Here is a 25,299-nt window from a genome sequence, read left to right as displayed (position 1 = left end):
CTGTAACCGCTACGCAGTGTGTCGTACTCCGGTGCGGCCGGTCTAGGCCTGCGGAGGATGGTGCAGGCCCAGGTTCTCGTAGATCTCCAGCGTCGCCGTGGAGCTGTTGAGCGTGATGAAGTGCAGTCCTGGCACTCCCTCGGCCAGCAGCCGCGCGCAGAACTCCGTGGCGTGTTCGATGCCAATGGAGCGTACCGCCGCCGGATCGTCCTTCGCTGTGAGGATCCGCTCTTTCAGGGCGTCCGGGAAGGCCGCGTTGCTGAGTTTGGGCAGCCGTTCGAGCATCTTCACACTGGTGACGGGCAGAATTTCCGGAATCACCGGAGTCGCGCAGCCGGCCGCGGCGACCCGGTCGCGCAGGCGAAGGTAGGACTCGGGCTGGAAGAACATCTGCGTGATGGCGTAGTCGGCGCCCGCGCGGCACTTGTCGACGAAGTGCCGCACGTCGGTGTCCCAGTCACTGGAGCGCGGGTGCATCTCCGGGAAGGCGGCGACGCCCACACAGAAATCGCCGGACTCCTTGATGAGACGCACGAGTTCGGCCGCGTAGGTCAGGCCCTGCGGGTGCGCCACCCACTCTCCCATCGGGTCGCCGGGCGGGTCGCCGCGCACGGCGAGCATGTTGCGGATCCCGGCGTCCGCGTACTGGCCGATGATGTTGCGCAGCTCGGCCAGCGAGTGGTCGACCGCGGTGAGATGGGCGACCGGGGTGAGCGTGGTGTCCGCGACGATCTGCTGGGTCTCCCGCACGGTGCCCGCTCGGGTGGAACCGCCGGCGCCGTAGGTCACGGAGACGAAGTCGGGGGCGACCGCCTCGACCCGCCGGAGCGCGCTCCACAGGTTCCGCTCACCCTTGGGGGTCTTCGGCGCCGAGAACTCGAACGAGTACGTGGTCTTGCCGTCGGCGAGCATGTCGCGCACGGTGCGTGCGCGGTCAGTCCTGGTGGATGCGGTTCCGAGGGCCATACCCGCAGGTTAGTCAGGGGCGGCCGGTCACCCAACCACACTCGGGATATTTGCCCGAATTGTCGACCTCTTATGAAGGTCGCGTCCGGATACTGGACAAGTTTCCGGACAGTCGGGTCCTGCCGCCGCACTGCACCGCCGCTGCGCCTACAGCGATCGCAGCCGCTTCGCGAACTCGGCCGCCGCCGCGCCCGGATCGTCGGCCGCGGTGAGCGCGCGGACCACGACCACCCGGCGGGCGCCCGCGTCCAGCACCTGGTCGAGGTTGCCGAGGTCGATGCCGCCGATGGCGAACCAGGGGCGGTCGGTGCCCAGGGCGGCGGTGTGGCGCACCAGGTCGAGGCCGGGGGCCGGGCGGCCGGGCTTGGTGGGGGTGGGCCAGCAGGGACCGGTGCAGAAGTAGTCCACACCGTCCTGCACGGCGGCCGCGGCGGCCTCGGACTCGGCGTGCGTGGAGCGGCCGATCAGGACGTCCGGGCCGAGGATCGCGCGGGCGGCCGGGACCGGCAGGTCGCCCTGGCCGAGGTGGAGCACGTCGGCGCCGGCCGCGTGGGCCACGTCGGCACGGTCGTTGACCGCGAGCAGCTTGCCGTGCCGGGCGCAGGCGTCGGCGAACACGGCGAGGTGCTCCAGCTCCTCGGCGGCCTCCATGCCCTTGTCGCGCAGCTGCACGATGTCGACACCGCCCGCCAGGACCGCGTCCAGGAACGGGGCGAGGTCGCCCTGCTCCTTGCGCGCGTCCGTGCACAGGTAGAGCCGGGCGTCGGCCAGCTGGGCGCGGGCGGTGTCGGTCATCGGTGGTCCCCCGTCGGGTCGGTACTGGCTGCCTCAGACGGCGAGCGCCTGGGCGCGGCGCTTCACCTCCGTGCCGCGATTCTCGCTGAGCGCCTGCGCGGGGGTGCCGGGCAGGGTCGCGTCGGGAGTGAAGAGCCACTCCAGCATCTCTTCGTCCGTGAAGCCGTCGTCCCGCAGCAGCGTCAGGGTCCCGGTCAGGCCCTTGACGACCTTGTCGCCGTCGATGAAGGCGGCGGGGACGTGCAGTGCCCTGTTCTCACCGCGGCGGACGGCGATGAGCTGGCCCTCCTTGACCAGCTGCCGCACGCGCGTCACCTCGACGTCCATCATCTCTGCGATGTCGGGGAGGGTGAGCCAGGCGGGGACGAGAGCATCGATCTTCGTGTCAATCTCGGTCACGGGATCTAGGGTAGGCGCTTCGCCGGTTCGGTCGCGATGGGTGGTTGTCCGGGTGCGGCGCGGCGAGGGCTGCTCGCGCAGTTCCCCGCGCCCCCCGGGGCGCGTTTCCGGCAGGGCGCTTTCAGCCAGTCGTGGCGTTCTTGAGCGGATTCCCCGGGTCGGACAGGGCTTCCGGGTCCATGTGGCGGCCTGCCTCGATCAGACGCCGCCCTTGCGCGAGGTCGCGTGGGCGGCCTACCGCCAGCAGAGCGACCAGGCGGTCCTCGCGCAGCCAGCAGACGCTCCACGACGGGCCGGACGGGTCGCCGCGCCAGACCAGGCGGTCGGCGGCGGCGTGGTGGCCGGCGTACTGGACGAAGCGGCCGAACTGTTCGGACCAGAAGTACGGGACCGGGTCGTAGACGGCGTCGGTCTCGCCGAGGATGTTGGCGGCGACCGTGCGCGGGCCCTGCAGGGCGTTGTCCCAGTGGTGGATCAGCAGGCGCTCGCCGTAGCGGCCGGACGGGAAGGACGCGCAGTCGCCGACCGCGTAGACGTCCGGGACGGTGGTGCGCAGACGGTCGTCGGCGAGCACCTCGCGGTGCGCGCCGAGACCGATGCCGGAGCCGGTCAGCCAGGCGGTGGCGGGGCGGGCGCCGATGCCGACCACGACGGCGCCCGCGGGCAACCGCGTGCCGTCGTCGAGCAGCACCGCGCCGGGCTCGACGCCCGCCACGCGCGCGTGCGTGCGCAGATCGGCGCCGCTGTCGGCGTACCAGGCGGCCATCGGCGCGGCGACCTCGGCGGGGAGTGCTCCCGCGAGCGGGCGGTCGGCGGCCTCGACCACGGTGACCGCGCAGCCGGCCTCGCGGGCCGCGGTGGCGAACTCGGCGCCGATCCAGCCCGCGCCGACGACCACGATGTCGTGCTGCCGGGCGAGCACGGGCCGCAGCCGCTCGGCGTCGTCCAGGGTGCGCAGCAGATGGACGCCGGGCACGCCCTCGGTGCCGGGCAGCGTGACCGGCTCGGCACCGGTGGCGAGGACCAGGTCGTCGTACGGCACCGGTCCCGCCTCGGTGTCCAGCTCGTGGTCGGCGGTGCGCACGCCCAGCGCCTCGCGGCCCAGCGCCAGCTCGATGCCGAGCGCCTCGAAGTCCACCTCGAAGGCGGAGCCCTCCGACTTGCCGAGCAGCACGGCCTTGGAGAGGGGCGGCCGGTCGTACGGCTGGTGCGGCTCGGCGCCGATCAGCGTGACGGTCCCGGTGAACTCCTGCTCGCGCAGGGCGACGGCGGTCTGCACCCCGGCCATCCCCGCGCCCACGACGACCACGCGCCGCGTCTGTGACGTGCCCCGTCGCTGCGTCTGCTCGCTCACGTGATCACCATAGACAAGAACGATAGACAACTGACAAAGAGTCAGTCAGGGGTCGTGGCGGGTGACCTGTTCCACAGCGCGGCCCGCGGCGCGGCCCGGGGCCGTCTTACGGGGGCGGAGCCCCGCGGGCTAGGGTGGCGGTGAAGCACACGCGGGAGCCCGGACGCACCGGGCTGAGAGGGAGGCTGGCGGCCTCCGACCGTACGAACCTGATCCGGGTCATGCCGGCGAAGGGAGGGGCTGGACGCCCATGTCCTCACGTACGTCCGACGTCCTCGTCATCGGGGGCGGAATCATCGGCCTGGTCACGGCCTGGCGGGCGGCCCGGCGCGGGCTCGCCGTCGCCGTGGTCGACCCCGAACCCGGCGGCGGGGCCGCGCAGGTCGCGGCCGGGATGCTGGCCGCGGTCACCGAGCTGCACTACGGCGAGCAGACCCTGCTGGGACTCAACCTGGCCTCCGCGCGCCGCTACCCCGCCTTCGCCGCCGAGCTGACCGATGTCACCGGCCACGACCTCGGCTACCGGCGCTGCGGCACCCTCGCGGTCGCGCTGGACGCCGACGACCGCGCCCACCTGCGCGAGCTGCACACCCTCCAGCAGCAGTCGGGCCTGGAGTCCGAGTGGCTGTCCGGGCGGGAGTGCCGGCGCCTGGAGCCGATGCTCGCGCCGGGCGTGCGCGGCGGGCTGCGGGTGGACGGCGACCACCAGATCGACCCGCGCCGGCTGGCGGCCGCGCTGGTGGCCGCGTGCGAGCGGTCCGGGGTGGTGTTCCACCGCGACTGGGCCGAGCGCCTGGAGGTGGTGCGGGAGCGCGCCGCCGGTGTCCGCACCCGCGCGGGGGAGGCCCTGGGCGCCGGGCAGGTGGTGCTCGCGGGCGGCAGCCTGAGCGGGCGGCTGGCGGGCGTGCCGGACGACGTGCTGCCGCCGGTGCGGCCGGTGAAGGGGCAGGTGCTGCGGCTGACCGTGCCCGCGCGGTACGCGCCGTTCCTCAGCCGGACGGTACGGGCGGTGGTGCGCGGCGGGAACGTCTACCTGGTGCCCCGGGAGAACGGCGAGCTGGTCGTCGGCGCCACCAGCGAGGAGCTGGGCTGGGACACCACGGTCACCGCGGGCGGCGTGTACGAGCTGCTGCGTGACGCGCACGAGCTGGTGCCCGGGATCACCGAGCTGCCCCTGACCGAGACCCGGGCCGGGCTGCGTCCCGGCTCCCCCGACAACGCGCCGCTGCTCGGGCCGACGCGCCTCGACGGGCTGCTGCTGGCCACCGGGCACTACCGCAACGGGGTGCTGCTCACGCCGGTCACCGGAGACGTCATGGCGGAGCTGCTGACCGGCGGCGAGCTGCCGGCGGAGGCGCGTCCGTTCACGCCGAGGCGCTTCGACCCCGTTCCCCGCGTCCTTGTGGAGCAGACCGCATGAACCTCTCCGTCACCATCTCCGTCAACGGGGAGCGCCGGGAGATCGCCCCGGGCACCGCTCTCGACGCGCTCGTACGGTCCCTCACCGCCGCGCCCTCCGGGGTGGCCGCGGCCGTCAACGAGACCGTCGTACCGCGCGGGCAGTGGGCGACGACCGGGCTCGCCGACGGCGACCGGGTGGAAGTCCTGACCGCCGTGCAGGGAGGCTGAGCACCATGGCCGACGATCCGTTCGTCCTCGGGGGTACGACGTTCTCCTCCCGGCTGATCATGGGCACCGGCGGTGCGCCCAGCCTGGAGGTGCTGGAGCGGGCGCTGGTCGCGTCCGGGACCGAGCTGACCACGGTCGCGATGCGGCGGGTGGACCCGGGGGTACGGGGCTCCGTGCTGTCGGTGCTCGACCGGCTCGGGATCCGGGTGCTGCCCAACACGGCCGGGTGCTACACCGCGGGCGAGGCGGTGCTGACGGCCCGGCTGGCGCGGGAGGCACTGGGGACCGACCTGATCAAGCTGGAGGTCATCGCCGACGAGCGGACGCTGCTGCCGGACCCGGTCGAGTTGCTCGACGCGGCGGAGACGCTGGTGGACGACGGGTTCACGGTGCTGCCGTACACGAACGACGATCCGGTGCTGGCGCGGAAGCTGGAGGACGTGGGGTGCGCCGCGGTGATGCCGCTCGGGTCGCCGATCGGGTCGGGGCTCGGGATCCGCAACCCGCACAACTTCCAGCTGATCGTCGAGCACGCGCGCGTGCCGGTGGTTCTGGACGCGGGGGCCGGTACGGCGTCGGACGTGGCGCTGGCGATGGAGCTGGGGTGCGCCGGGGTGATGCTGGCGTCGGCGGTGACGCGGGCGCGGGATCCCGAGCGGATGGCTCACGCCATGCGGGCCGGGGTGGAGGCGGGGCGGCTGGCCCGGCTGGCGGGGCGGATTCCCCGCCGCTACCTCGCGGAGGCGTCGTCTCCTGCGGAGGGCCTGGCCGTGCTGGACCCCGAACGCCCCGCGTTCTGAGCGCCGGTCCACTCCCGCCATCTCTCCCACCCACGCACCGCCCGAAACCGTCTGCCGAGAAGCGGGACTCTCCCGTGGGGGCCGGACGCCGTCGGCGGCTGCCGGTGGGTGGGAGGGAAAGAGAAAGGCGGGCTCGGGGCCGACCGCCGTCGGCGGCTGGCGGTGGGTGCGGGGGAAGGAGGGAGGCGGGCTCGGGGCCGACCGCCGGCGGCGGGTGCGGGTGGGTGGTGCCGGTGGCTGGGGGTGGGCAGGTGCGTATTTCAGCCAGGTGCAAAGCGTCACAGGTGCGCTGCAAGTCCCCGAGAAAACGGTCTCACCTGTGGGGGTGTCAGTCGGTGCTCGTACACTCGCTGGGTGGATATGACCCTTCAGGACCCTCTCGTCGGGCAGGTGCTCGACGGCCGGTACCGCGTCGACGCGCGGATCGCCGTCGGCGGGATGGCCACGGTCTACCGGGCCCTGGACATCCGGCTGGACCGTGTGCTCGCGCTGAAGGTGATGCACCCGGCGCTCGCCGCCGACGGGTCCTTCGTCGAGCGGTTCATCCGGGAGGCGAAGTCGGTCGCCCGGCTGGCCCACCCGAACGTGGTGCAGGTCTACGACCAGGGAGCCGACCGCTCGTACGTGTACCTCGCCATGGAGTACGTCGCCGGCTGCACCCTGCGTGACGTGCTGCGCGAGCGGGGCGCGCTGCAGCCGCGGGCCGCGCTGGACATCCTGGAGCCGGTGCTGGCCGCGCTGGGCGCCGCGCACCGGGCCGGTTTCGTGCACCGGGACATGAAGCCCGAGAACGTGTTGATAGGGGACGACGGCCGGGTCAAGGTCGCGGACTTCGGGCTGGTGCGGTCCGTGGACTCCGTCACCAGTACGACCGGCGCCGTGCTCGGCACCGTGTCCTACCTCGCGCCTGAGCAGGTCGAGAGCGGGGCCGCCGATCCGCGCGTCGACGTCTACGCGTGCGGTGTCGTGCTGTACGAGATGCTCACCGGGGAGAAGCCGCACGACTCGGACTCGCCCGCGGTCGTCCTCTACAAGCACCTGCACGAGGACGTGCCGGCGCCGTCCGCCGTGGTGCCGGGGCTCGCCCACGAGCTGGACGAACTCGTCGCCCGCGGGACGGCCCGGGATCCCGCGGTCCGGCCGCACGACGCCGTCGCGCTGCTCGCCCTGCTGCGGATGGCGCGGGGCGCGCTCCGTGCCGAGCAGCTGGACGCCGTGCCGCCGCAGGCGCTGGCGGACGGGCACGACATCGGCGAGGACCGGACCAGTGTCATACCCCGGTCGCTGACGGTGCCACGGCCGCTGCCCGTCAACGAGGAGGACGAGGGGGTGCTGCGGACCAGCAGGTTCGAGGCGCCGCCGGTCCCGGAGCGGCGGCGCGGGGGCCGTCGGTCCCGGCGCGGGCTGCTGACGCTGGTCGTCGCCGTACTGATCGTCCTCGGTGCCGGCGCCGGCGTCTGGTACATCAACTCGGGGCAGTTCACCAAGGTCCCGCCGCTGCTGTCGAAGACGGAGGCCGAGGCCACCGCGCGGCTCAAGGAGGCCGGGCTCGAGGTCGGATCGGTCGAGCACGCCTACAGCGACACGGTGAAGCGGGGCACGGTGATCAGTACCGACCCGGCGGCCGGCAAGCGCATCCGCAGCAACGACTCGGTGCGGCTCACCATCTCCGACGGCCCCGAGACGGTGCGGGTGCCGGACGTGCAGGGGCGGACGCTGGGCGGGGCCAAGCTGGTGCTGACCACCGACGGGCTCGAACCGGGCATGGTGACGCGGGAGTTCAGCGAGGACGTGCCCAAGGGTTCGGTCATCTCGTCCGATCCGGGTGCCGGGATCCGGCGGCACGCGGGGACCGCGATCGCGCTCGTCGTCAGCAAGGGCGCCCCGGTCGACGTCCCGGACGTCACCGGCGAGGACCTGGACGACGCCCGGCACGAGCTCCAGGACGCCGGGCTGAAGGTGACGGTGTCCGCCACCGAGATCAGCTCCGAGTACGACCAGGGGCAGGTCGCCCGGCAGACCCCGGCGGGCGACGCGCAGGCCGCCGAGGGCGACACGGTGACGCTGACCCTGTCCAAGGGCCCGGAGCTGGTCGAGGTGCCGAACGTGGTCGGGGCCACCGTGGACGACGCGACCAGGCTGCTGGAGCGGTCCGGCTTCCAGGTCAAGGAGGACCGCGGGCTGCTCGGGCTGTTCGGCGACACCGTGAAGAAGCAGTCGGTGGGCGCCGGCGAGCAGGCGCCCAAGGGGTCGACGATCACGATCACCATCCGGTGACGGGGGCCTGCCCGCGGCGTGACACCCTGGACGGGTGAAGAGCGAGCAGCCGGGTCCTTCCCGCAACCCAGTCGGCGGCCATGTCCCGGTGGCCGGCGGTCTGCACTCGGTGGGGCTGTCCTACGCCCGTGAGCTGCGGGCCGAGACCGTGCAGGTCTTCGTCGCCAACCCGCGCGGCTGGGCCACCCCGGCGGGCAGCCCGAAGCAGGACGAGGCGTTCCGCGCGGCCTGTGCGCAGGAGTCGATCCCGGCGTACGTGCACGCCCCGTACCTGATCAACTTCGGCTCGCACACCGAGGCGACCGTGGAGAAGTCGGTGGAGTCGCTGCGGCACTCGCTGCGGCGCGGCCGGGAGATCGGGGCGCTCGGAGTGGTCGTGCACACCGGGAGCGCGACCGGCGGCCGGGCCCGGGACGTGGCGCTGAAGCAGGTGCGGACGCGTCTGCTGCCGCTGCTCGACGAGCTGACCCACGACGACGACCCGTTCCTGCTCCTCGAGTCCACCGCCGGGCAGGGCGCCTCGCTCTGCTCGCGGACCTGGGACTTCGGCCCGTACTTCGAGGCGCTGGACGCCCACCCGAAGCTGGGCGTCTGCCTGGACACCTGCCACATCTTCGCCGCCGGGCACGACCTGACCGGGCCGGGCGGGATGCACCGGACGCTTGACCTGCTCGTGTCGACCGTCGGCGAGGGGCGGCTGAAGCTGATCCACGCCAACGACTCGAAGGACGTGGTGGGCGCGCACAAGGACCGGCACGAGAACATCGGCGCCGGGCACATCGGCGAGGACGCGTTCCGCGCGCTGATGACCCACCCGGCGACCGCGGGCGTTCCGCTGGTCATCGAGACGCCCGGCGGCAAGGAGGGGCACGCGGCCGACGTGGAGCGCCTCAAGCGGCTCCGGGACAGCTGAGCCCGCCCGGCACCGGCGGCTCAGAGTTCCGGGCCGTCCCCCGGCTCCTCCTGGTAGGAGTAACGCTGTTCCTTCCAGGGGTCGCCGATGTTGTGATAGCCGCGCTCCTCCCAGAAGCCGCGGCGGTCGGCGGTCATGTACTCGACGCCGCGGACCCACTTGGGGCCCTTCCAGGCGTACAGGTGCGGGACGACCAGGCGGACCGGGAAGCCGTGCTCGGCGGTGAGCAGTTCACCGTCCTTGTGGGTGGCGAAGAGGGTGCCCTCGGCGGCGAAGTCCGCGAGGCGCAGGTTGGAGCTGAAGCCGTACTCCGCCCAGACCATCACGTGCGTGACCTCGGGAGCGGGCGGCGCGAGCTCCAGGACGGTCCGCGCCGGGATCCCGCCCCACTCCGCGCCGAGCATGCTGAACTTCGTGACGCAGTGCAGGTCGGCGACCACGGTGGCATACGGCAGGGCCGTGAACTGCTCGTGGTTCCAGACGTGCGCGCCCCCGTCGGCGGTGGCGCCGAAGATCCGGAACTCCCAGCGCTCGGGCCGGAACCTGGGGACCGGGCCGTAGTGCGTGACCGGCCAGCCGCGCTGGAGTCGCTGTCCCGGCGGAAGCTCGGCTCCCGCGGTTTCCCGAGACGCGCTCTCCACCCGATGACCCATGTTCTCCATCCTGACAGACCACGGGCAGTGCACCTGACCAGGCAGACCCCTCGGATATCGACAAAACGGCCAACTGATGCCAACCGTGCACTTACTTACTAAGTACGCACTTACTGGACGATCTTCCATGCCGGTGCAATCATGCGCCGCAAGCACCCCAGCCCGTGGAAGGAGCCTCTGCGATGCAGGGCGACCCCGAGGTCATCGAATTCCTCAACGAGCAGCTCACCGGCGAGCTCACCGCGATCAACCAGTACTTCCTGCACGCGAAGATGCAGGAGAACCTCGGCTGGTACAAGCTCGCGAAGTACACCCGGCACGAGTCGTTCGACGAGATGAAGCACGCCGAGGTGCTCACCGACCGGATCCTGTTCCTGGAGGGGCTGCCCAACTACCAGCGGCTGTTCCACGTCCGCGTGGGACAGACCGTGAAGGAGATGTTCGAGGCCGACCGGCAGATCGAGGTGGAGGCGATCGACCGCCTCAGGCGCGGGATCAAGGTGATGCGCGACAAGGGCGACATCACGTCGGCGAACATCTTCGAGGACATCCTGGAGGACGAGGAGCACCACATCGACTACCTCGACACCCAACTGGAGCTGGTGGAGAAGCTCGGCGAGGCGCTCTACATCTCGCAGATCATCGAGCAGCCCGAGACCAGCTAGGCGCTCCGCGGGAAGGGCCGAGGCGGATCGCCGGCCGTCCGCGGGTCCGTCGCGGCCGAGCGCGCGGTTCCCCGCGCCCCTTCGGGGCGCTCACCGGCAAGGGCGGCGAGGACCAGCCTGCCCTCGTCGGCCGGCTCGCGGCGCGGGCAGGCGCCGCGGCCGAGGATCGCCTGGATGCGGCGGACGCACGAACCGCAGTCCGTGCCGGCCTTGCAGGCGGACGCTATCTGGCGGGGCGTGCAGGCGCCGTCCTCCGCGTGCTGCTTGACCTGCGACTCGGTCACTCCGAAGCAGCTGCAGACGTACACGCGGATTCACCTCCCGCCGGGATCGATCAGTGGTGCCGTCCCGATTGGTCGGTGAGGCAAACCTAACCTTACCCATCACTCGGCGGGCGCAACAGTGGGGTGGGGCGCCGACCGCTGTGATCCGCGCCCCACCCCCATGAGGCCGCCCTACTGGTCGCGGTACATCTCCGCGACGAGGAACGCCAGGTCCAGGGACTGGCTGCGGTTCAGCCGCGGGTCGCAGGCCGTCTCGTAGCGCTGGTGCAGGTCGTCGACGAAGATCTCGTCGCCGCCGCCCACGCACTCGGTGACGTCGTCACCGGTGAGCTCGACATGGATGCCGCCGGGGTGGGTGCCGAGGGACTTGTGGACCTCGAAGAAGCCCTTGACCTCGTCGAGCACGTCGTCGAAGCGGCGGGTCTTGTGGCCCGAGGCCGCCTCGAAGGTGTTGCCGTGCATCGGGTCGGTCACCCAGGCCACGGTCGCGCCCGAGGCGGTGACCTTCTCGACCAGCTCGGGGAGCTTGTCGCGGACCTTGTCCGCGCCCATCCGGACGACGAAGGTCAGCCGGCCCGGCTCACGGTCCGGGTCGAGACGGTCGATGTACCGCAGCGCGTCCTCGGCGGTCGTCGTCGGGCCGAGCTTGAGGCCGATCGGGTTGCGGATCCTCGACGCGAACTCGATGTGCGCCCCGTCCATCTGCCGGGTCCGCTCACCGATCCACACCATGTGCGCGGAGACGTCGTACAGCTTGCCGGTCCGCGAGTCGACCCTGGTCAGGGCGGACTCGTAGTCCAGCAGCAGCGCCTCGTGCGAGGAGAAGAACTCGACCGTCTTGAACTCCTCGGGCTCCGCGCCGCAGGCCCGCATGAAGTTCAGCGCGTTGTCGATCTCGCGGGCGAGCTGCTCGTAGCGCTGGCCGGACGGGGAGGACCTCACGAAGTCCTGGTTCCAGGCGTGCACCTGGCGCAGGTCCGCGTAGCCGCCGGTGGTGAAGGCGCGCACCAGGTTCAGCGTCGAGGCGGAGGCGTTGTACATCCGCTTGAGCCGCTCGGGATCCGGGATCCGCGAGGCCTCGTCGAAGTCGAAGCCGTTGACGGAGTCGCCGCGGTAGGTCGGCAGCGTCACGCCGTCGCGGGTCTCGGTGGGCTTGGAGCGCGGCTTGCTGTACTGGCCGGCGATCCGCCCGACCTTCACCACGGGCACCGACGCGGCGTACGTCAGTACGGCACCCATCTGGAGCAGGGTCTTGAGCTTGTTGCGGATGTGGTCGGCGGACACCGCGTCGAAGGCCTCGGCGCAGTCGCCGCCCTGGAGGAGGAACGCCTCACCCTTGGCGACGGCCGCCATCCGGGTGCGCAGCTGGTCGCACTCGCCCGCGAAGACGAGGGGCGGATACGACTCCAGCTCCGCGACGACTGTGCGCAGAGCCTCGGGGTCGGGGTACTCGGGCTGCTGCGCCGCGGGCAGGTTTCGCCAGGTGTTGCCAGCACCGAGGCTGGTCTTAGCGTTCACGGTCACCTCGTAAACATTACGGGGTCGTGTCGCCATATTTTCCTCCGGCTCGACTGGTGAGACGTCGGGATTATCCTGTGGACAGGGAGCACGGTGGGGTAAGGTTTTCGGCATGTTCGCGCATTCGACCCAGAACTGGTGGTGGACCGCTTCTCCGGCGGCCCACTGACTGCGCGTACGCAAGACTTCGCGAAGGCCGCCCGGAGGGGCGGCCTTCGGCGTTCCCGGGGTCGTTCCTCCCTCACCAGCCCCCAGGCAGAGGAACCATGGACCTGACCCAGTTGCTCCACGACGACCGCCCCTTCGCCCTGCTCCGCCGCCGCACCCCCGGCCACGACGAGAGCACGGTGGAACTCCTGCTGGGCCCGGTCACCGCCCGTGACCGCCTCGCCGACCTGCCCGAGGAGGGGCTGGCCCTGATCCCGTACCGGCAGATCCGGGAAAGGGGGTTCGACGTGCGGGACGACGGGACGCCGCTGCTGGTGCTGACCCCGACAGTGGTATGTCACATTCCACTCGACGAGGCCCTCGCCACCCTCCCCTCCCACGACGTCCGGGTCGGCTCCGGCGCCTTCGACGTCGACGACGACGCGTACGCCGAGATCGTCGGCCGGGTGCTGCGCGAGGAGATCGGCCGGGGCGAGGGCGCGAACTTCGTGATCCGGCGGACGTACGAGGGTGAGATCCCGGGGTTCGGCCGCGCCGACGCGCTGGCCCTGTTCCGGCGGCTCCTGGAGGGCGAGCGCGGCGCGTACTGGACGTTCGTCGTGCACACCGGGGACCGGACACTGGTCGGCGCGAGCCCCGAGGTGCACGTGCGGATGTCCGGCGGCACGGTGGTCATGAACCCGATCAGCGGCACGTACCGCTATCCCGCCGAGGGCCCCACCCCCGAGCACCTGCTCGATTTCCTCGCCGACGGCAAGGAGATCGAGGAGCTGTCGATGGTCGTCGACGAGGAGCTCAAGATGATGTGCACGGTGGGCGACATGGGCGGTGTGGTCGTCGGACCGCGGCTGAAGGAGATGGCGCACCTCGCGCACACCGAGTACGAGCTGCGCGGCCGGTCCTCGCTGGACGTGCGGGAGGTCCTCAGGGAGACCATGTTCGCGGCGACCGTCACGGGGTCGCCGGTGCAGAACGCCTGCCGGGTGATCGAGCGGCACGAGGTGGGCGGCCGCGGCTACTACGCGGGGGCCCTGGCCCTGCTGGGGCGTGACTCCGGCGGTGCGCAGACCCTCGACTCCCCCATCCTGATCCGCACCGCGGACATCGGCGCGGACGGCCGGCTGCGGGTCCCCGTCGGCGCCACCCTGGTCCGCGGCTCGGACCCGGTGAGCGAGGTCGCGGAGACGCACGCGAAGGCGGCGGGGGTGCTGGCGGCGCTCGGGGTACGGCCGTCCCGGCCGCGTGCCGAGGCGGCGCGCTCCCGGCTCGCCGACGACCCCCGGGTGCGGGCCGCGCTGGACGGGCGGCGGGCCTCCCTGGCGCCGTTCTGGCTGCGGATGCAGGAGCGGACCGGCGAGCTGGCCGGGCACGCGCTCGTGGTGGACGGCGAGGACACGTTCACGGCGATGCTCGCGCACGTGCTGCGGGCGGGCGGGCTCGACGTCACCGTGCGGCGCTACGACGAGCCGGGCCTGCGGGCGGCGGCGCTCGCGCACCAGGGCCCGCTGGTGCTGGGCCCGGGGCCCGGTGACCCGTCCGACCTGGACGATCCGAAGATGCGGTTCCTGCGGGAGCTGGCGGCGGCCGTGATCCGGGAGCACCGGCACGGGGTGCTGGGCGTCTGCCTCGGGCACGAGCTGATCGCGGCGGAGCTGGGGCTGGAGATCGTCCGCAAGGAGGTCCCCCACCAGGGGGCGCAGACCACGGTGGACCTGTTCGGGCGGCCGGAGACGGTCGGCTTCTACAACAGCTTCGTGGCCCGCTGCGACGACGAGGCGGCGCGGGAACTGGCCGCGCACGGCATCGAGGTGAGCCGTGCGGACAACGGCGAGGTGCACGCGGTGCGGGGACCTGGCTTCGCCGGGGTGCAGTTCCATCCCGAGTCGGTGCTCACGCTGAACGGGGCGGCGATCGTGCGGGAGCTGGTGGCGCAGTTGCGCGGTACCGGAACCGTTCGGGCTTGAGCCCCGGGCGCGGGTGCGTGGGGGCTCGTCGCGCCCACGCGTCGGAGCCGCACCTCGAATACGGCCCCGCGCCCTCTGGGTGTCCCGCCGCAGCGGTTGCGTCGAAGCTCGGCCTGGTGCCGGACGCGTCTGCGCGCCGTCACGGTGACCGTGACGGCGCGCGGGCCGGGCAGAGGAGGTCTGCGGCCGTCAGCCGAAGAACACCCCGACCTCCTCGTACAGCTTCAGGTCGACGGTCTTCAGCTTGGCCGTGGCCTCGGCGATCGGGACCCGGACGACGTCGGTGCCGCGCAGCGCGACCATCTTGCCGAAGTCGCCGTCGCGGACGGCCTCGACGGCGTGCAGGCCGAAGCGGGTGGCCAGCCAGCGGTCGAAGGCGCTGGGCGTGCCGCCGCGCTGGATGTGCCCGAGGACGGTGGTCCGGGCCTCCTTGCCGGTGCGCTTCTCGATCTCCTTGGCCAGCCACTCGCCGACCCCGGAGAGCCGGACGTGCCCGAAGGAGTCCAGCGTGCCGTCCTTGAGGACCATCTCGCCGTCCTTGGGCATGGCGCCCTCGGCGACGACCACGATCGGGGCGTACGAGGCCTTGAAGCGGGACGTGACCCAGGCGCACACCTGGTCCACGTCGAAGCGCTGTTCCGGAATGAGGATGACGTTGGCGCCGCCGGCGAGACCGGAGTGGATGGCGATCCAGCCGGCGTGCCGGCCCATCACCTCGCAGACCAGGACCCGCATGTGGGACTCGGCGGTGGTGTGCAGCCGGTCGATGGCCTCGGTGGCGATGCCGACCGCGGTGTCGAAGCCGAAGGTGTAGTCGGTGGCGGACAGGTCGTTGTCGATGGTCTTCGGCACGCCGACGACGGGCACGCCGTACTCGTCGGTGAGACGGGCGGCGACGCCGAGGGTGTCCTCGCCGCCGATCGCGATCAGCGCGTCGACCTCCAGCTTGGCGAGGTTGTCCTTGATCCGGCGGATGCCGTTCTCCTGCTTGAGCGGATTGGTCCGCGAGGAGCCGAGGATGGTGCCGCCGCGGGGCAGGATGCCGCGTACGGCGGGGATGTCGAGGCGGACGGTGTCGCCTTCGAGGGGCCCGCGCCAGCCGTCCCGGAAGCCGACGAAGTCGTAGCCGTACTCCTGCACGCCCTTGCGGACGATGCCCCGGATGACCGCGTTGAGCCCGGGGCAGTCGCCGCCTCCGGTCAGTACTCCGACCCGCATGGAAATGTCCCTTCGCCGCGGTTGCCTGTGGGACTCACGCTAATGGTGATCCAGCTCACACAGGGATGGGCGCGGAAGGGCAATTCCGGTGAATTGTCGGGCGGTTGGTTTACGCGCCGCCCGAAGATCAGATCAGATCAGTCGTCTCAGTCGTCGTCGAGCCCCGCCTCTATCGCGTACCGCACCAGCTCCACCCTGTTGTGCAGCTGCAGCTTGCCCAGGGTGTTCTGGACGTGGTTCTGGACGGTGCGGTGGGAGATGACCAGGCGCTCGGCGATCTGCTTGTAGCTCAGGCCCTTGGCGACCAGCCGCAGCACCTCGGTCTCCCGGTCGGTGAGCCGGGGCGCGTCGGGCCGGTCGGGGTCCGCTTCCGGGGCGGGCTCGGAGGCCAGCCGGCGGTACTCGCCGAGGACCAGTCCGGCGAGGCCGGGTGTGAACACCGGGTCGCCGACCGCGGTACGGCGGACCGCGTCGAGGAGTTCCTCCGTCGAGGCCGACTTGAGCAGGTAGCCCGTCGCGCCGGACTTCACCGCCTCCAGGACGTCGGCGTGCTCGCCACTCGCGGAGAGCACCAGGACCCGCAACGCCGGGTTGTGGCCGACGAGTTCCTTGCAGACCTGGACGCCCGGCTTGGCCGGCAGGTTGAGGTCCAGGACGAGGACGTCGGGCGCGGCGGCCTTGGCGCGGCGCACCGCCTGTTCGCCGTCCCCGGCGGTGGCGACCACCTCGAAACCGGACTCGGTCAGGTCCCGGGCGACCGCGTCCCGCCACATGGGGTGGTCGTCGACCACCATGACCTTGATGCTCATCGCCGCTCCGCCTTCCCCGGGGAGACCTTCGGTACCTTCAGCTCTACTTCCGTGCCCTGCCCGGGGGTCGAGCACAGCTCGGCGCTGCCGCCCAGGTCGCGCAGCCGCCCGCGGATCGACTGGGCCACCCCGAGCCGCCCCTCCCCCTCGGCCTGGGCCAGCCGCCCTTCCGGGATGCCGGGACCGTCGTCCCGTACGGTCACCACGACCTCGCCGGGCTCGTCCTCGACCAGGATCCAGGCCCGCGCCGCCTCGCCCGCATGCCTGCGCACATTGTCCAGGGCGGCACCGACCGCGGCGGCCAACTCGCGTGCGGCGCCCGGCGGCAGCTCCACCGGCGCGCCGGGCTCGGCCAGGCTGACCCGGGATCCGGCGTACCGCGCGAGCAGCGTGCGCAGGTCGACGGGGCCGCCGCCGTCCGGTTCCTCGACCAGGCGTACGACGGCGCCCTCGGCCTCGTCCTCGGAGAGCCGCGAGGGGGGCACCAGGCCGCCGGAGACCAGCGTCCGCAGGGCCACCTCCTGCTCCCCGGCGAGCCGCCCGAGTTCGGCCGCCTCGCCGCCGAGGACCGCGCCGCGGCGCTGCACCATGGCGAGCACCTGGAGCACGCCGTCGTGGATGTCCCGGGCGAGCCGCTCCCGTTCCCGGGTCGTCGCCTCGATCTCCAGGGCGCGGGCGAGGGTGCGCTCGGAGGCGCGGGCGACCTCGACGACGTAGCCGATGGCGATGGAGGCGACCCAGACCAGGATCACGTTGTGGACGGTGTCGCGGGCCGGGTGGCCACGCTCGATCAGGTTGGCGGCGGCGACCGGCGTGGAGGCGAACGCGGCCCAGCGCCAGCCGCCCTTGAGGGCGTAGGCGAGGACCGAACCGGCGGTCCAGATCGACGGCAGGGTCGGCCCGCCGCGGTCGATGTGGCCCTGGGTGACCACCCAGGGGGTCAGCACGATGCCGGTGAGCGCGATGGCGAGGTCGACGGCGAGGAAGCGCTTGGTGCAGGCCGCCGCGTTCTGCACGCGGGGCAGGGTCGCCAGGGTCCAGACGGTCAGGACGGCGTAGTAGGCGAGGGCCACGCCCGCGCGGTCGTAGTCGTCGTAGGCGGAGGCGAACAGGCCGACGGCGTACAGCAGGGTCAGTACGCGGTAGCCGGTGAGGGCGCGCCACAGCGGCTGCTCGACCGACATCCGTATGACGCGTTCCCGCTTGCTCATGTCCCCCAGTCCCCCTGCCCTCCCGGCCGCCGGTCCCCCCGGCCGCCGGCCCCCTGCCTCCGGTCTAGGACTCGGCCTTCTTCTCGGCCTTCGCCGCGTCCTTCTCGGCCTTGGCGGCCTCCGCGATCTGCCGCTTGGCGGCCGTCGCGTAGATGTCCACGTACTCCTGGCCGGAGAGTTTCATGATCTCGTACATGACCTCGTCGGTCACCGCGCGCAGCACGAACCGGTCGTGTTCCATGCCCTGGTAGCGGCTGAAGTCCAGCGGCTTGCCGATCCGGATGCCCGGCCGCATCAGCTTGGGCATCACCTGCCCCGGCGGCTGGATCTTCTCGGTGTCGATCATGGCGACCGGGAGGACCGGGGCGCCGGTGGCGAGCGCCACGCGCGCGAGGCCGCCGGGCTTGCCCCGGTAGAGGCGGCCGTCCGGCGAGCGGGTGCCCTCCGGGTAGATGCCGAACAGCTCGCCGCGCTCCAGCACGTCTATGCCGCTCTGCACCGCGGCCTCGCCGGCGCCGCGCGCGCCGGAGCGGTCGACGGGGAGCTGGCCGACGCCCTTGAAGAAGGCGGCCGTGAGCCGGCCCTTCAGCCCGGGCGTGGTGAAGTACTCGGCCTTCGCGATGAAGGTGACCTTGCGGTCCAGCACCGCGGGCAGGAAGAACGAGTCCGAGAAGGACAGGTGGTTACTGGCCAGGATCGCCGGGCCCTCGGCCGGGACGTTCTCCAGACCCTCCACCCAGGGCCTGAAGGTGACCTTCAGCGGTCCCCCGATAGCGACCTTCATCGCGCCGTACAACAACCGAGTGCCTCCTGTTTCCGTCGATCAGACCTTAACCCGGAGCGCCGGGAATGGGCCCGACGACCCTGGTCGGTGTCAGTGCCGTCGCGTACGGTGAAGCACAACTGGAGTCGTCGTCCACGGCTCCCGCAGTTCCGCCCCTCTCGAACGAACTCGAAATGAATTGGAGACCGAAGGTGCCGGTTCTCCCCGGAGCCGAGCCGTACCGCCACGACGGCGGGGAGGCCGGCGTCCTCCTCTGCCACGGTTTCACCGGCTCGCCGCAGTCGCTGCGCCACTGGGCGGAACACCATGCGGCACACGGCCTGACCGTCTCCCTGCCCCTGCTGCCCGGGCACGGCACCCGCTGGGAGGACATGGCGGTCACCGGCTGGCAGGACTGGTACGCGGAGGTGGACCGCGAGCTGCGGCTGCTGCGCGAGCGCTGCTCCCAGGTGTTCCTGGCGGGCCTGTCCATGGGCGGCGCGCTGGCCCTGCGGCTGGCCGCGCGGAACGGTACGGGTGTGAACGGCGTGGTGATCGTCAACCCGGCGAACAAGGTGCACGGCCTGTCGGCGTACGCCCTTCCGGTGGCCCGGCATCTCGTGCGCACGACGAGGGGCATCGCCAGCGACATCGCCAAGCCGGGCGCCGCCGAGGTGGGGTACGACCGGGTGCCGCTGCACAGCGCGCACTCGCTGCGGAACTTCTTCCGCCAGGTGGACAAGGAGCTGCCGCAGGTGACCCAGCCGCTGCTGCTCCTGCGCAGCGCCGAGGACCATGTGGTTCCGGCGGTGGATTCCGCCCGCATCCTGAGCCGGGTGTCCTCCACGGACGTAACGGAGGTCGTGCTGGAACAGAGTTACCACGTCGCGACGTTGGACCATGACGCGGACCGGATCTTCGAGGAGAGCCTCGCCTTCATCGGCCGGCTCGCACCCAGTGTCGGCAAGGAAGGGACGGCCGCAGTTGGCTGAGCACGACTCCGGCCGCGAGGACCGCGAGCCGGACGAGACGGGGGTGCCCTTCGACGAGGAGGCCGCCTGGGCCGCGATCGTTGCGGGGTACGGCGACGAGCCGCCGGACCCGCCGGGCACGGCGCCCTTCAAGCCGGTGAAGGACCTCGCGCTGCCCGCGATGGACGACGAGGACGAGACCGAGGCGGAGGCCGAGCCCGCCGGGACGGGGGCCGGGGCGGCCGGGGAGCAGCGGCCGGCGCAGCCGCTGGGCAGCTCGGTCTCCTTCGCGCCCGGGGTGGGCGGCCCGCGTGACTACACGGCGCCGGAACCCTCCGAGGACGACTTCGACGAGGGCGACGAGGGGCACTTCGTGCCGCCCGAGCCGCCGCCGCTGCCGGAGGCCGACGCCACGGCCAAGTTCGCGTGGCTGGGCGTGGTGGGCGGGCCGATCCTGCTGCTGCTCGCGGTGCTGCTGGGCTGGGACATGACCTGGTGGCTGGCGACGCTGGGCATCGGCGGCTTCCTCGGCGGGTTCGTCACGCTGGTGACCCGTATGAAGACGGACGACGAGGACGAGGGGGACCCGGGCCGGGGCGCCGTGGTCTGAGGCGTCGCGCCCGCTAGGACGCTGCCGGAACTCTGAGGGCGGCCAGGACCGGAAGGTGGTCCGTGGCCGCCCTCAGGTCTGCGCCGGTCACACCGGGCAGGTGCTCGGGGACGCCGCAGCCGAGCACCTCGATGCCCTTGGTCGCGAAGATCGCGTCGATGCGCTGGTGCGGGGCGCTGGAGTCCGAGGTGAACTCGCCGCCCCAGGGCGCCGCGGTACGGCAGTCCTGGTAGGCGTCGGCCAGGCGGCGGAAGGTGCGGCCGTCCGGGCGGTCGTTGAGGTCGCCACCGGCGATGGCGTGCTCCACGCCCAGGCCGGCGACCCGGTCGAGGAGCATGCCGCCCTGCTCGTAGCGCTCGTCCTGCTGGAGGCTGAGGTGGAAGCTGGTGACGCCGAGGCGGGCGCCGCCGATGCGGACGACGGCGGTCGCGAGGCCGCGGCGGTGCAGGCCGGGGGTGAGGGGGAGGAGGACGTCCTCGGTGCGCTCGACGGTGGCGCGGAGGTCGCAGAGGATCGCCGGACCGGCCGCGGTACCGCCCCCGGTGAGGATCACGAGCTCGGCGGCGGAGGCCAGGCGGGCGAGCTTCTTGCGCCACCGGAAGAAGCGGGGGGCCTCCTGGACCAGGACCAGGTCGGGGGCGCAGGCCTTGATGACGCGAGCCAGGGCGTCGGTGTCGTCCCGCATGGAGCGGATGTTGTAGCTCAGGACGCGGACGACCGCGGAACCGTCGGGCTCTGTCTGGGACTTGGGGAGCGACGCCATGTGGATCAATGTACGCCGGGTGCGGGAGCCGTGCGCCCGGCGGGTGGGGCGCGAGGTGCGTGCGCGACGGCCGGCGCCTGACGGCCGGTCGCGCGGTTCCCCGCGCCCCTGGGTGGACGGCGTTTACATGATCGGGTCGGGCTCCCGGGCCAGGTCGGCCGCGCCGACCAGGCCGGCCTCGTTGCCCAGCTGGGCCGCGATGACCTCGGCGACCGGGCGCCAGTTGCCGCCCACCAGCCAGCGCTTGTAGGACTTGCGGATCGGGTCGAGGACCAGTTCGCCCTCGTCCGAGAGGCCGCCGCCGACGATGAACGCGGAGGGGTCGAAGAGGGAGGCCAGGTCGGCGAGGCCGGCGCCGGCCCAGCGGGCGAGCTCGCGGTAGGAGTCGACGGCGACCGGGTCGCCCTGGCGGGCGGCCACGGAGATGTGCTTGCCCTCGATGCCCTCGGGGGTGCCGTCGCCGAGCGCGAGGAGGACCTCGGCGTTCTCGGGGGTGGCGTTGGCGCGCTGCTTGGCGTACCTGACCAGCGCGCGGCCGGAGGCGTACTGCTCCCAGCAGCCCTGCGAGCCGCAGCCGCACAGCAGCCCGTCCGGGACCATCCGGATGTGCCCGAACTCGGCGGCGACGCCGAAGTGCCCGCGGCGCAGCTTGTTGCCGATGATGATGCCGCCGCCGAGGCCGGTGCCGAGGGTGATGCAGATGACGTTGCGGTGGCCCTTGCCGGCACCGAACTTGTACTCGCCCCAGGCGGCGGCGTTGGCGTCGTTCTCCACCACCACGGGGAGGCCGACGCGGGCCTCGACCTCGTCCTTCAACGGCTCCTGGCGCCAGTCGATGTTGGGTGCGAAGTAGACCGTGGAGCGCTGCCGGTTCACGTAACCGGCGGCTCCGATGCCCACGCCGACGATCTCGTGCCCGGCGCGGGCGCCCTCTACGGCGGAAGCAATGGCGTCCACGATGCCCTCGGGCGTGCCCGGGGTCGGCACCTTGTGGGTCGAGAGGATGTTGCCTTCCTCATCGACCACGCCGGCCGCGATCTTCGTGCCGCCGATGTCGACGCCGATGGTGAGTCCCATGAATCCCTCAGTTTCGGTCGAGCCCCGCTACGGCCAACCGTACCCGAGGCCCTGCCGTCGGGTTCCCGTCGTCCGCCCGGAGGGCGGGCCGGGCGGCGGCGATGGGGGTGCCCCTCGCGAGTTTTCGTTCGAGCGTGCGGGAGCGCGCAGCCGCGAGGCGGAGGACAGGGTCGACGCGGTGTGGGCACCGCCCGGCAGCCGGGAAGCCGAGGGCAGGGCCCTCAGGGGCTGTCAGTCGAGATCGATGCGTTCGCCCGGGCCGTCGTCCTCGCCCTTGTCGTGGCGGTCGGCGGTCCAGCGGGTCTCCTGGGCCTGGACCGCGGACCGGTAGGCGGCGAGGAGTTCGCTGCCCGCCGCGGCCAGGTGGTCGAAGACGTCCGGGTTGCGCTCTATGACGGGCTCGACGGCGTTCTTCGCCTGCTGGACGACCTGCCGGACCACCTGCTGGGCGGCGGGTCCGGCGACCGCGCCGAGCAGTGGGGTCTGGATGCCGGAGAGCTTGTCGGCGACGGCGTCGACGAGCTTGCGCAGTTCCTCGGCGGCCGACCCGGGGGGCGGGCCGTACTGGACACGGCGGCGGGCCTTCTCCGCCTCCAGGTCCTCGGCGCAGGCGGTGGCCCAGGCGTCGTCGTCCGTCGCCCGTACCTCGTCCGCGGCCTCGGAGGCGTCGGCTGCGGGGCGCTCTTCGCTCATGACGGACTCCTGCCTACGGTTCGTCTCTACGACGTTACCCGAACGGGCGTACCGGTTTCACCGTCAGCGCGGCCACAGCTCCGGGTCCGGCGTGAACCGCAGGCGCAGCTCCCCGTCGCGCAGGGCGGCCCCGGCGACGGTGCAGCGGCGCAGGGCCGACGGGAGGGCGACGATCCGGCGGAAGCCGCTCACGGTGATCACGACCTCGTCGCCGCGCCGGACGAGGTCGAGGTCGTCCCGTATCGCGCCGGGCAGCGGGATGTGCCAGACGAGGACGCCGTCCGCCTCGATCCGGTCGGCGACCGGCCACCCGACCGGGGCGGGCACGGTGTTGACACCGGGCACGGCGAGCGCGGCGAGGTCGTCGGTGCCGCGCGGGTCGTGCCCGAGGTGGGCGACCGCGGTGACGTCGTACGCGTCCCCCCACTCCGCGAGGGCCTTGCGCTGCTGGGCGACGAGGTCGTGCAGCGGGGTGGCGTCGGGCAGCACGCGGTTGGCGACCAGGGCCGTGGCGGGCAGGCCGCGCAGGGCGAGGCCCAGACGGGCGGTGCGGACGGCGTCGGCACCGGCCGGGCCGGGTTCGGCGACCAGGCGCACGGCGGTGTCGCGGTCGGCGAGGACGGCCTCCACGGCGGCCAGCTCGGTGTCCCAGCGGGCCGCGGTCTCGTAGAGCCAGTCGGCGGGCATGGGCACGCCGGCGAGACGGCCGAGGACGGGGCGCAGGGCGCGGGCCGCCTGCCGTTCGGGCGGGAGCAGGCGGCGCAGGTAGCGGCGGAGCTCCTCGGGGAGGGAGAGGAGGGCGAGCGCCTGCGGGGCGGGGGGAAGGTCGACGACGAGCAGTTCGTAACGCTCGGAGAGGGCAGCGTCGCGCAGGGCGCGGAGGAAGGAGAGTTCCTCGGCACCGGGCAGGGGGGTGAGCTCCTCGGCGTCCAGACGGGATGCGCCGAGCAGGTCGAGGACGTTCGCGGCGCGGCTCTGGAAGGCGGCGAGGTCCTCGCGGAAGCGGCCGGCGGCGTCGGGGCGCCAGGCGGTGAGGGTGGGGGTGACGCGGGTGGGCTCCGGTCCTGTCGCCGTGCCCAGGGCGGCGCCGAGGGTGTCCGTGCGGTCGGCGCTCAGGACGAGGGTCGGGGTGCCCTCGGCCGCGGCGCGCAGGGCGGTGGCCGCGGCGACGGTCGTACGGCCGCTGCCGCCGGGCCCGGTGATCAGGATGGTGCGCATGAGGGTGAACCGTAACGGACGTCCAGGTGAGCCCTCGCTACAGCGGGCGCAGGGGGTGTCACGGTGGCTGACGCGACGGCAGCGTCCCGTCAGGGTGCGGGGAACTGCGCGAGCGACCGCCGACGACCCGCACCCGGCGTCCTACGCGTACCCCGCGAGGCGTCCCTGCCTCACTTCTCCCCCGACTCGACCCTCTTCTTCAGGCCCGCCAGCGCCCGGTCGATGATGACCTTCTCCGCCTTGCGCTTGATCATCCCGAGCATCGGGATCTTGACGTCGACGGTCAGCGAGTACGTGACCTCCGTCGAACCCGCACCCGCCGGCTTCAGCAGGTAGGAGCCGTCCAGGGAGCGGAGCATCTGGGACTTCACGAGCGTCCACGAGACCTCGTTGTCGCCGGTCCAGGTGTACCCGAGGACCTGGTCGTCCTTGATCGCACCGGCGTCCATGACCAGGCGGACCTGCTCGGCACGGCCCTGGGCGTCGGTCTTCAGGACCTCCGCCTCCTTCACTTCGCCGGTCCAGTCCGGGTAACGGCCGAAGTCGGCGATGACCGCCATGACGTCGGCCGGGGCCGCCTCGATCGTGATGTTCGAGCTGGTGTGTTCCGCCATCGCCGTGGCTCCTCCAGATGCGGGCCGGTGGGACCGGTGGGACCGGTAAAGGGGGCGGCGTGCGCGGGCGTGCGCACACACATGCCGCGTGAAGGCTACCGCGCGTCCGACCAGCCGACTTCACCCCCTGTCCGGGGTCGTCACCATTCCAGCGCCCAGGGCCTGCCGGTACCGGCGAAGTGCCCGACGTTCACGCACTCGGTGGCCCCGATCCGCATCCGCTTCACCAGTGGCTGATGGACATGCCCGAAGAGCGAATACCGGGGCCGGGTGCGGCGGATGGCGTCCAGCAGCGCCCGGCTGCCCCGTTCGAAACGGCGCGCGACCGTGTCGTACACCAGCTCCGGCACCTCCGGCGGGATGTGCGTGCAGAGGACGTCGACCTCGCCGAGCGCCTCGATCTTCGCCGCGTACTCCTCGTCGGAGATCTCGTAGGGGGTGCGCATCGGGGTGCGCAGGCCGCCGCCGACGAAGCCGAAGACCCACCCGCCGATCTCCACCCGCTCGCCGTCGAGGACCGTCGTGCCCGGACCGGCGTACTCCCGCCACAGCGGCGGCATGTCGACATTGCCGTACGTCGCGTACGTCGGTGCCGGGAACGCCGCGAACATCTCGGCGTACTGCTTGCGTACCGCCTTCTCGATCGCCGTCGCCCGGTCCATGCCGATCCCGCCCCACAGCCGGGCGCCGAGTTCCCGGGCCTCCTCGAAGCGGCGGGCGGTGCGGAGTTCGACGAGACGGTCGGCGTTCTCGACGCCGAACAGGTCGGGGAAGATGCCGCGGGAGTGGTCGGCGTAGTCGAGGAAGAGGACCAGGTCGCCGAGACAGATCAGGGCGTCCGCGCCGTCGCCAGCCCTGGCCAGGTCACGGGCGTTGCCGTGCACGTCACTGACCACGTGGACGCGGGTCCTGCGGGTGCCGGAGGGTGTGGCTGCCATGGTGATCAAGGGTAGGCCTGTGCGGCAAA

27 protein-coding genes and 1 riboswitch are annotated in these 25,299 nt (G+C 72.4%); of the genes, 10 read left to right on the top strand and 17 right to left on the bottom strand.

All coding sequences use genetic code 11. The features are described 5' to 3' along the window. Positions 1-42: 42 nt before the first annotated feature. The 4 genes from metF to BLW82_RS31580 all read right to left on the bottom strand — a co-directional run bounded on the left by metF (position 43) and on the right by BLW82_RS31580 (position 3,514). Positions 43-966, bottom strand: coding sequence for a methylenetetrahydrofolate reductase [NAD(P)H] (gene metF / locus BLW82_RS31595; RefSeq protein WP_093504049.1), 924 nt, complete (start codon positions 964-966; stop codon positions 43-45). A gap of 147 nt (positions 967-1,113) precedes the next feature. Beyond that, positions 1,114-1,761, bottom strand: coding sequence for a thiamine phosphate synthase (gene thiE / locus BLW82_RS31590; RefSeq protein WP_093504047.1), 648 nt, complete (start codon positions 1,759-1,761; stop codon positions 1,114-1,116). A 33-nt stretch (positions 1,762-1,794) separates the two neighbouring features. Further along, entirely contained in the window at positions 1,795-2,160 is a 366-nt protein-coding gene (locus BLW82_RS31585; protein WP_093504045.1) for an Rv2175c family DNA-binding protein, read from the bottom strand. A gap of 121 nt (positions 2,161-2,281) precedes the next feature. Next, on the bottom strand, positions 2,282-3,514 hold the full coding sequence (locus BLW82_RS31580; RefSeq protein ID WP_256216023.1) for an NAD(P)/FAD-dependent oxidoreductase: 1,233 nt from the start codon (positions 3,512-3,514) through the stop codon (positions 2,282-2,284). Positions 3,515-3,655: 141 nt separating this feature from the next. Beyond that, a riboswitch (TPP riboswitch) is annotated at positions 3,656-3,767 on the top strand. Here BLW82_RS31580 and thiO point away from each other — a divergent pair. The 5 genes from thiO (at position 3,765) to BLW82_RS31555 (ending at position 9,133) form a co-directional block, all read left to right on the top strand. Further along, on the top strand, positions 3,765-4,934 hold the full coding sequence (gene thiO / locus BLW82_RS31575; RefSeq protein WP_093504041.1) for a glycine oxidase ThiO: 1,170 nt from the start codon (positions 3,765-3,767) through the stop codon (positions 4,932-4,934). It overlaps the preceding riboswitch by 3 nt. Then, complete coding sequence (gene thiS, locus BLW82_RS31570) at positions 4,931-5,143, top strand: sulfur carrier protein ThiS (protein ID WP_093504039.1); 213 nt, start codon at positions 4,931-4,933, stop codon at positions 5,141-5,143. The genes thiO and thiS overlap by 4 nt, the downstream gene beginning before the upstream one ends. Before the next feature lie 5 nt (positions 5,144-5,148). Beyond that, positions 5,149-5,943, top strand: a complete 795-nt coding sequence (locus BLW82_RS31565) for a thiazole synthase (RefSeq protein ID WP_093504037.1) — start codon at positions 5,149-5,151, stop codon at positions 5,941-5,943. A gap of 354 nt (positions 5,944-6,297) precedes the next feature. Then, positions 6,298-8,220: a Stk1 family PASTA domain-containing Ser/Thr kinase gene (gene pknB, locus BLW82_RS31560; RefSeq protein WP_093504035.1), complete on the top strand. Its 1,923-nt coding sequence runs from the start codon at positions 6,298-6,300 to the stop codon at positions 8,218-8,220. Between the two features lie 34 nt (positions 8,221-8,254). After that, positions 8,255-9,133, top strand: a complete 879-nt coding sequence (locus BLW82_RS31555; protein WP_093504033.1) for a deoxyribonuclease IV — start codon at positions 8,255-8,257, stop codon at positions 9,131-9,133. Positions 9,134-9,153: 20 nt separating this feature from the next. Here the strand turns inward: BLW82_RS31555 and BLW82_RS31550 are convergent, their stop codons facing one another. After that, the gene (locus tag BLW82_RS31550; RefSeq protein ID WP_177233138.1) at positions 9,154-9,786 is read right to left on the bottom strand and encodes a sulfite oxidase-like oxidoreductase; all 633 of its coding nucleotides are present in this window, start codon (positions 9,784-9,786) and stop codon (positions 9,154-9,156) included. A 182-nt stretch (positions 9,787-9,968) separates the two neighbouring features. Between BLW82_RS31550 and bfr the strand changes: the two genes are divergently transcribed. Next, entirely contained in the window at positions 9,969-10,451 is a 483-nt protein-coding gene (gene bfr, locus BLW82_RS31545; protein WP_093504029.1) for a bacterioferritin, read from the top strand. Here the strand turns inward: bfr and BLW82_RS31540 are convergent. Continuing rightward, positions 10,448-10,759 (bottom strand): (2Fe-2S)-binding protein, encoded by a 312-nt coding sequence (locus BLW82_RS31540; RefSeq protein ID WP_177233137.1) that lies wholly within the window; start codon positions 10,757-10,759, stop codon positions 10,448-10,450. The genes bfr and BLW82_RS31540 overlap by 4 nt on opposite strands. 147 nt (positions 10,760-10,906) lie before the next feature. Next, on the bottom strand, positions 10,907-12,259 hold the full coding sequence (locus BLW82_RS31535) for a class II 3-deoxy-7-phosphoheptulonate synthase (protein ID WP_093504025.1): 1,353 nt from the start codon (positions 12,257-12,259) through the stop codon (positions 10,907-10,909). A gap of 106 nt (positions 12,260-12,365) precedes the next feature. Between BLW82_RS31535 and BLW82_RS46370 the strand changes: the two genes are divergently transcribed. Then, positions 12,366-12,422, top strand: a complete 57-nt coding sequence (locus BLW82_RS46370) for a trp operon leader peptide (protein ID WP_071659820.1) — start codon at positions 12,366-12,368, stop codon at positions 12,420-12,422. A 97-nt stretch (positions 12,423-12,519) separates the two neighbouring features. After that, entirely contained in the window at positions 12,520-14,385 is a 1,866-nt protein-coding gene (locus tag BLW82_RS31525) for an anthranilate synthase family protein (RefSeq protein WP_093504023.1), read from the top strand. Positions 14,386-14,574: 189 nt separating this feature from the next. Here BLW82_RS31525 and BLW82_RS31520 read toward each other — a convergent pair whose 3' ends face one another. The 4 genes from BLW82_RS31520 to BLW82_RS31505 all read right to left on the bottom strand — a co-directional run bounded on the left by BLW82_RS31520 (position 14,575) and on the right by BLW82_RS31505 (position 18,407). Further along, positions 14,575-15,603 carry a 6-phosphofructokinase gene (locus BLW82_RS31520; RefSeq protein ID WP_093504021.1) on the bottom strand — a complete coding sequence of 343 codons (1,029 nt, stop codon included), beginning with the start codon at positions 15,601-15,603 and terminating at the stop codon, positions 14,575-14,577. A gap of 146 nt (positions 15,604-15,749) precedes the next feature. Next, positions 15,750-16,412 carry a response regulator gene (locus BLW82_RS31515; protein WP_093504019.1) on the bottom strand — a complete coding sequence of 221 codons (663 nt, stop codon included), beginning with the start codon at positions 16,410-16,412 and terminating at the stop codon, positions 15,750-15,752. Beyond that, positions 16,409-17,623, bottom strand: coding sequence for a MacS family sensor histidine kinase (gene macS, locus BLW82_RS31510; protein ID WP_093504017.1), 1,215 nt, complete (start codon positions 17,621-17,623; stop codon positions 16,409-16,411). Before macS ends, BLW82_RS31515 begins: the two co-directional genes overlap by 4 nt. Before the next feature lie 64 nt (positions 17,624-17,687). Further along, on the bottom strand, positions 17,688-18,407 hold the full coding sequence (locus BLW82_RS31505; protein ID WP_256216022.1) for a lysophospholipid acyltransferase family protein: 720 nt from the start codon (positions 18,405-18,407) through the stop codon (positions 17,688-17,690). Between the two features lie 191 nt (positions 18,408-18,598). Here BLW82_RS31505 and BLW82_RS31500 point away from each other — a divergent pair, with 191 nt between their 5' ends. Then, on the top strand, positions 18,599-19,378 hold the full coding sequence (locus BLW82_RS31500; protein ID WP_093504012.1) for an alpha/beta hydrolase: 780 nt from the start codon (positions 18,599-18,601) through the stop codon (positions 19,376-19,378). After that, positions 19,371-19,967 (top strand): hypothetical protein, encoded by a 597-nt coding sequence (locus tag BLW82_RS31495; protein WP_093504010.1) that lies wholly within the window; start codon positions 19,371-19,373, stop codon positions 19,965-19,967. The genes BLW82_RS31500 and BLW82_RS31495 overlap by 8 nt, the downstream gene beginning before the upstream one ends. A 13-nt stretch (positions 19,968-19,980) precedes the next feature. Here the strand turns inward: BLW82_RS31495 and BLW82_RS31490 are convergent, their stop codons facing one another. The 6 genes from BLW82_RS31490 to BLW82_RS31465 form a co-directional block, all read right to left on the bottom strand. Then, entirely contained in the window at positions 19,981-20,730 is a 750-nt protein-coding gene (locus tag BLW82_RS31490) for an endonuclease/exonuclease/phosphatase family protein (RefSeq protein WP_093504008.1), read from the bottom strand. 123 nt (positions 20,731-20,853) lie between these two features. After that, entirely contained in the window at positions 20,854-21,807 is a 954-nt protein-coding gene (locus BLW82_RS31485; protein WP_093504006.1) for an ROK family glucokinase, read from the bottom strand. Positions 21,808-22,038: 231 nt separating this feature from the next. Further along, positions 22,039-22,500 carry a DUF5304 domain-containing protein gene (locus BLW82_RS31480; protein ID WP_093504003.1) on the bottom strand — a complete coding sequence of 154 codons (462 nt, stop codon included), beginning with the start codon at positions 22,498-22,500 and terminating at the stop codon, positions 22,039-22,041. Positions 22,501-22,563: 63 nt separating this feature from the next. Then, complete coding sequence (locus tag BLW82_RS31475; RefSeq protein ID WP_093504001.1) at positions 22,564-23,718, bottom strand: ArsA family ATPase; 1,155 nt, start codon at positions 23,716-23,718, stop codon at positions 22,564-22,566. Between the two features lie 170 nt (positions 23,719-23,888). Then, entirely contained in the window at positions 23,889-24,332 is a 444-nt protein-coding gene (locus tag BLW82_RS31470; RefSeq protein ID WP_093503999.1) for an SRPBCC family protein, read from the bottom strand. Positions 24,333-24,472: 140 nt separating this feature from the next. Then, positions 24,473-25,270 carry a metallophosphoesterase family protein gene (locus BLW82_RS31465; protein WP_093503997.1) on the bottom strand — a complete coding sequence of 266 codons (798 nt, stop codon included), beginning with the start codon at positions 25,268-25,270 and terminating at the stop codon, positions 24,473-24,475. Positions 25,271-25,299: the final 29 nt, after the last annotated feature.

The organism is Streptomyces sp. Ag109_O5-10, assembly GCF_900105755.1.
In the GTDB taxonomy this organism is placed as follows: Bacteria; Actinomycetota; Actinomycetes; order Streptomycetales; family Streptomycetaceae; genus Streptomyces.
This window is presented reverse-complemented; position numbering and strand designations above follow the sequence as displayed.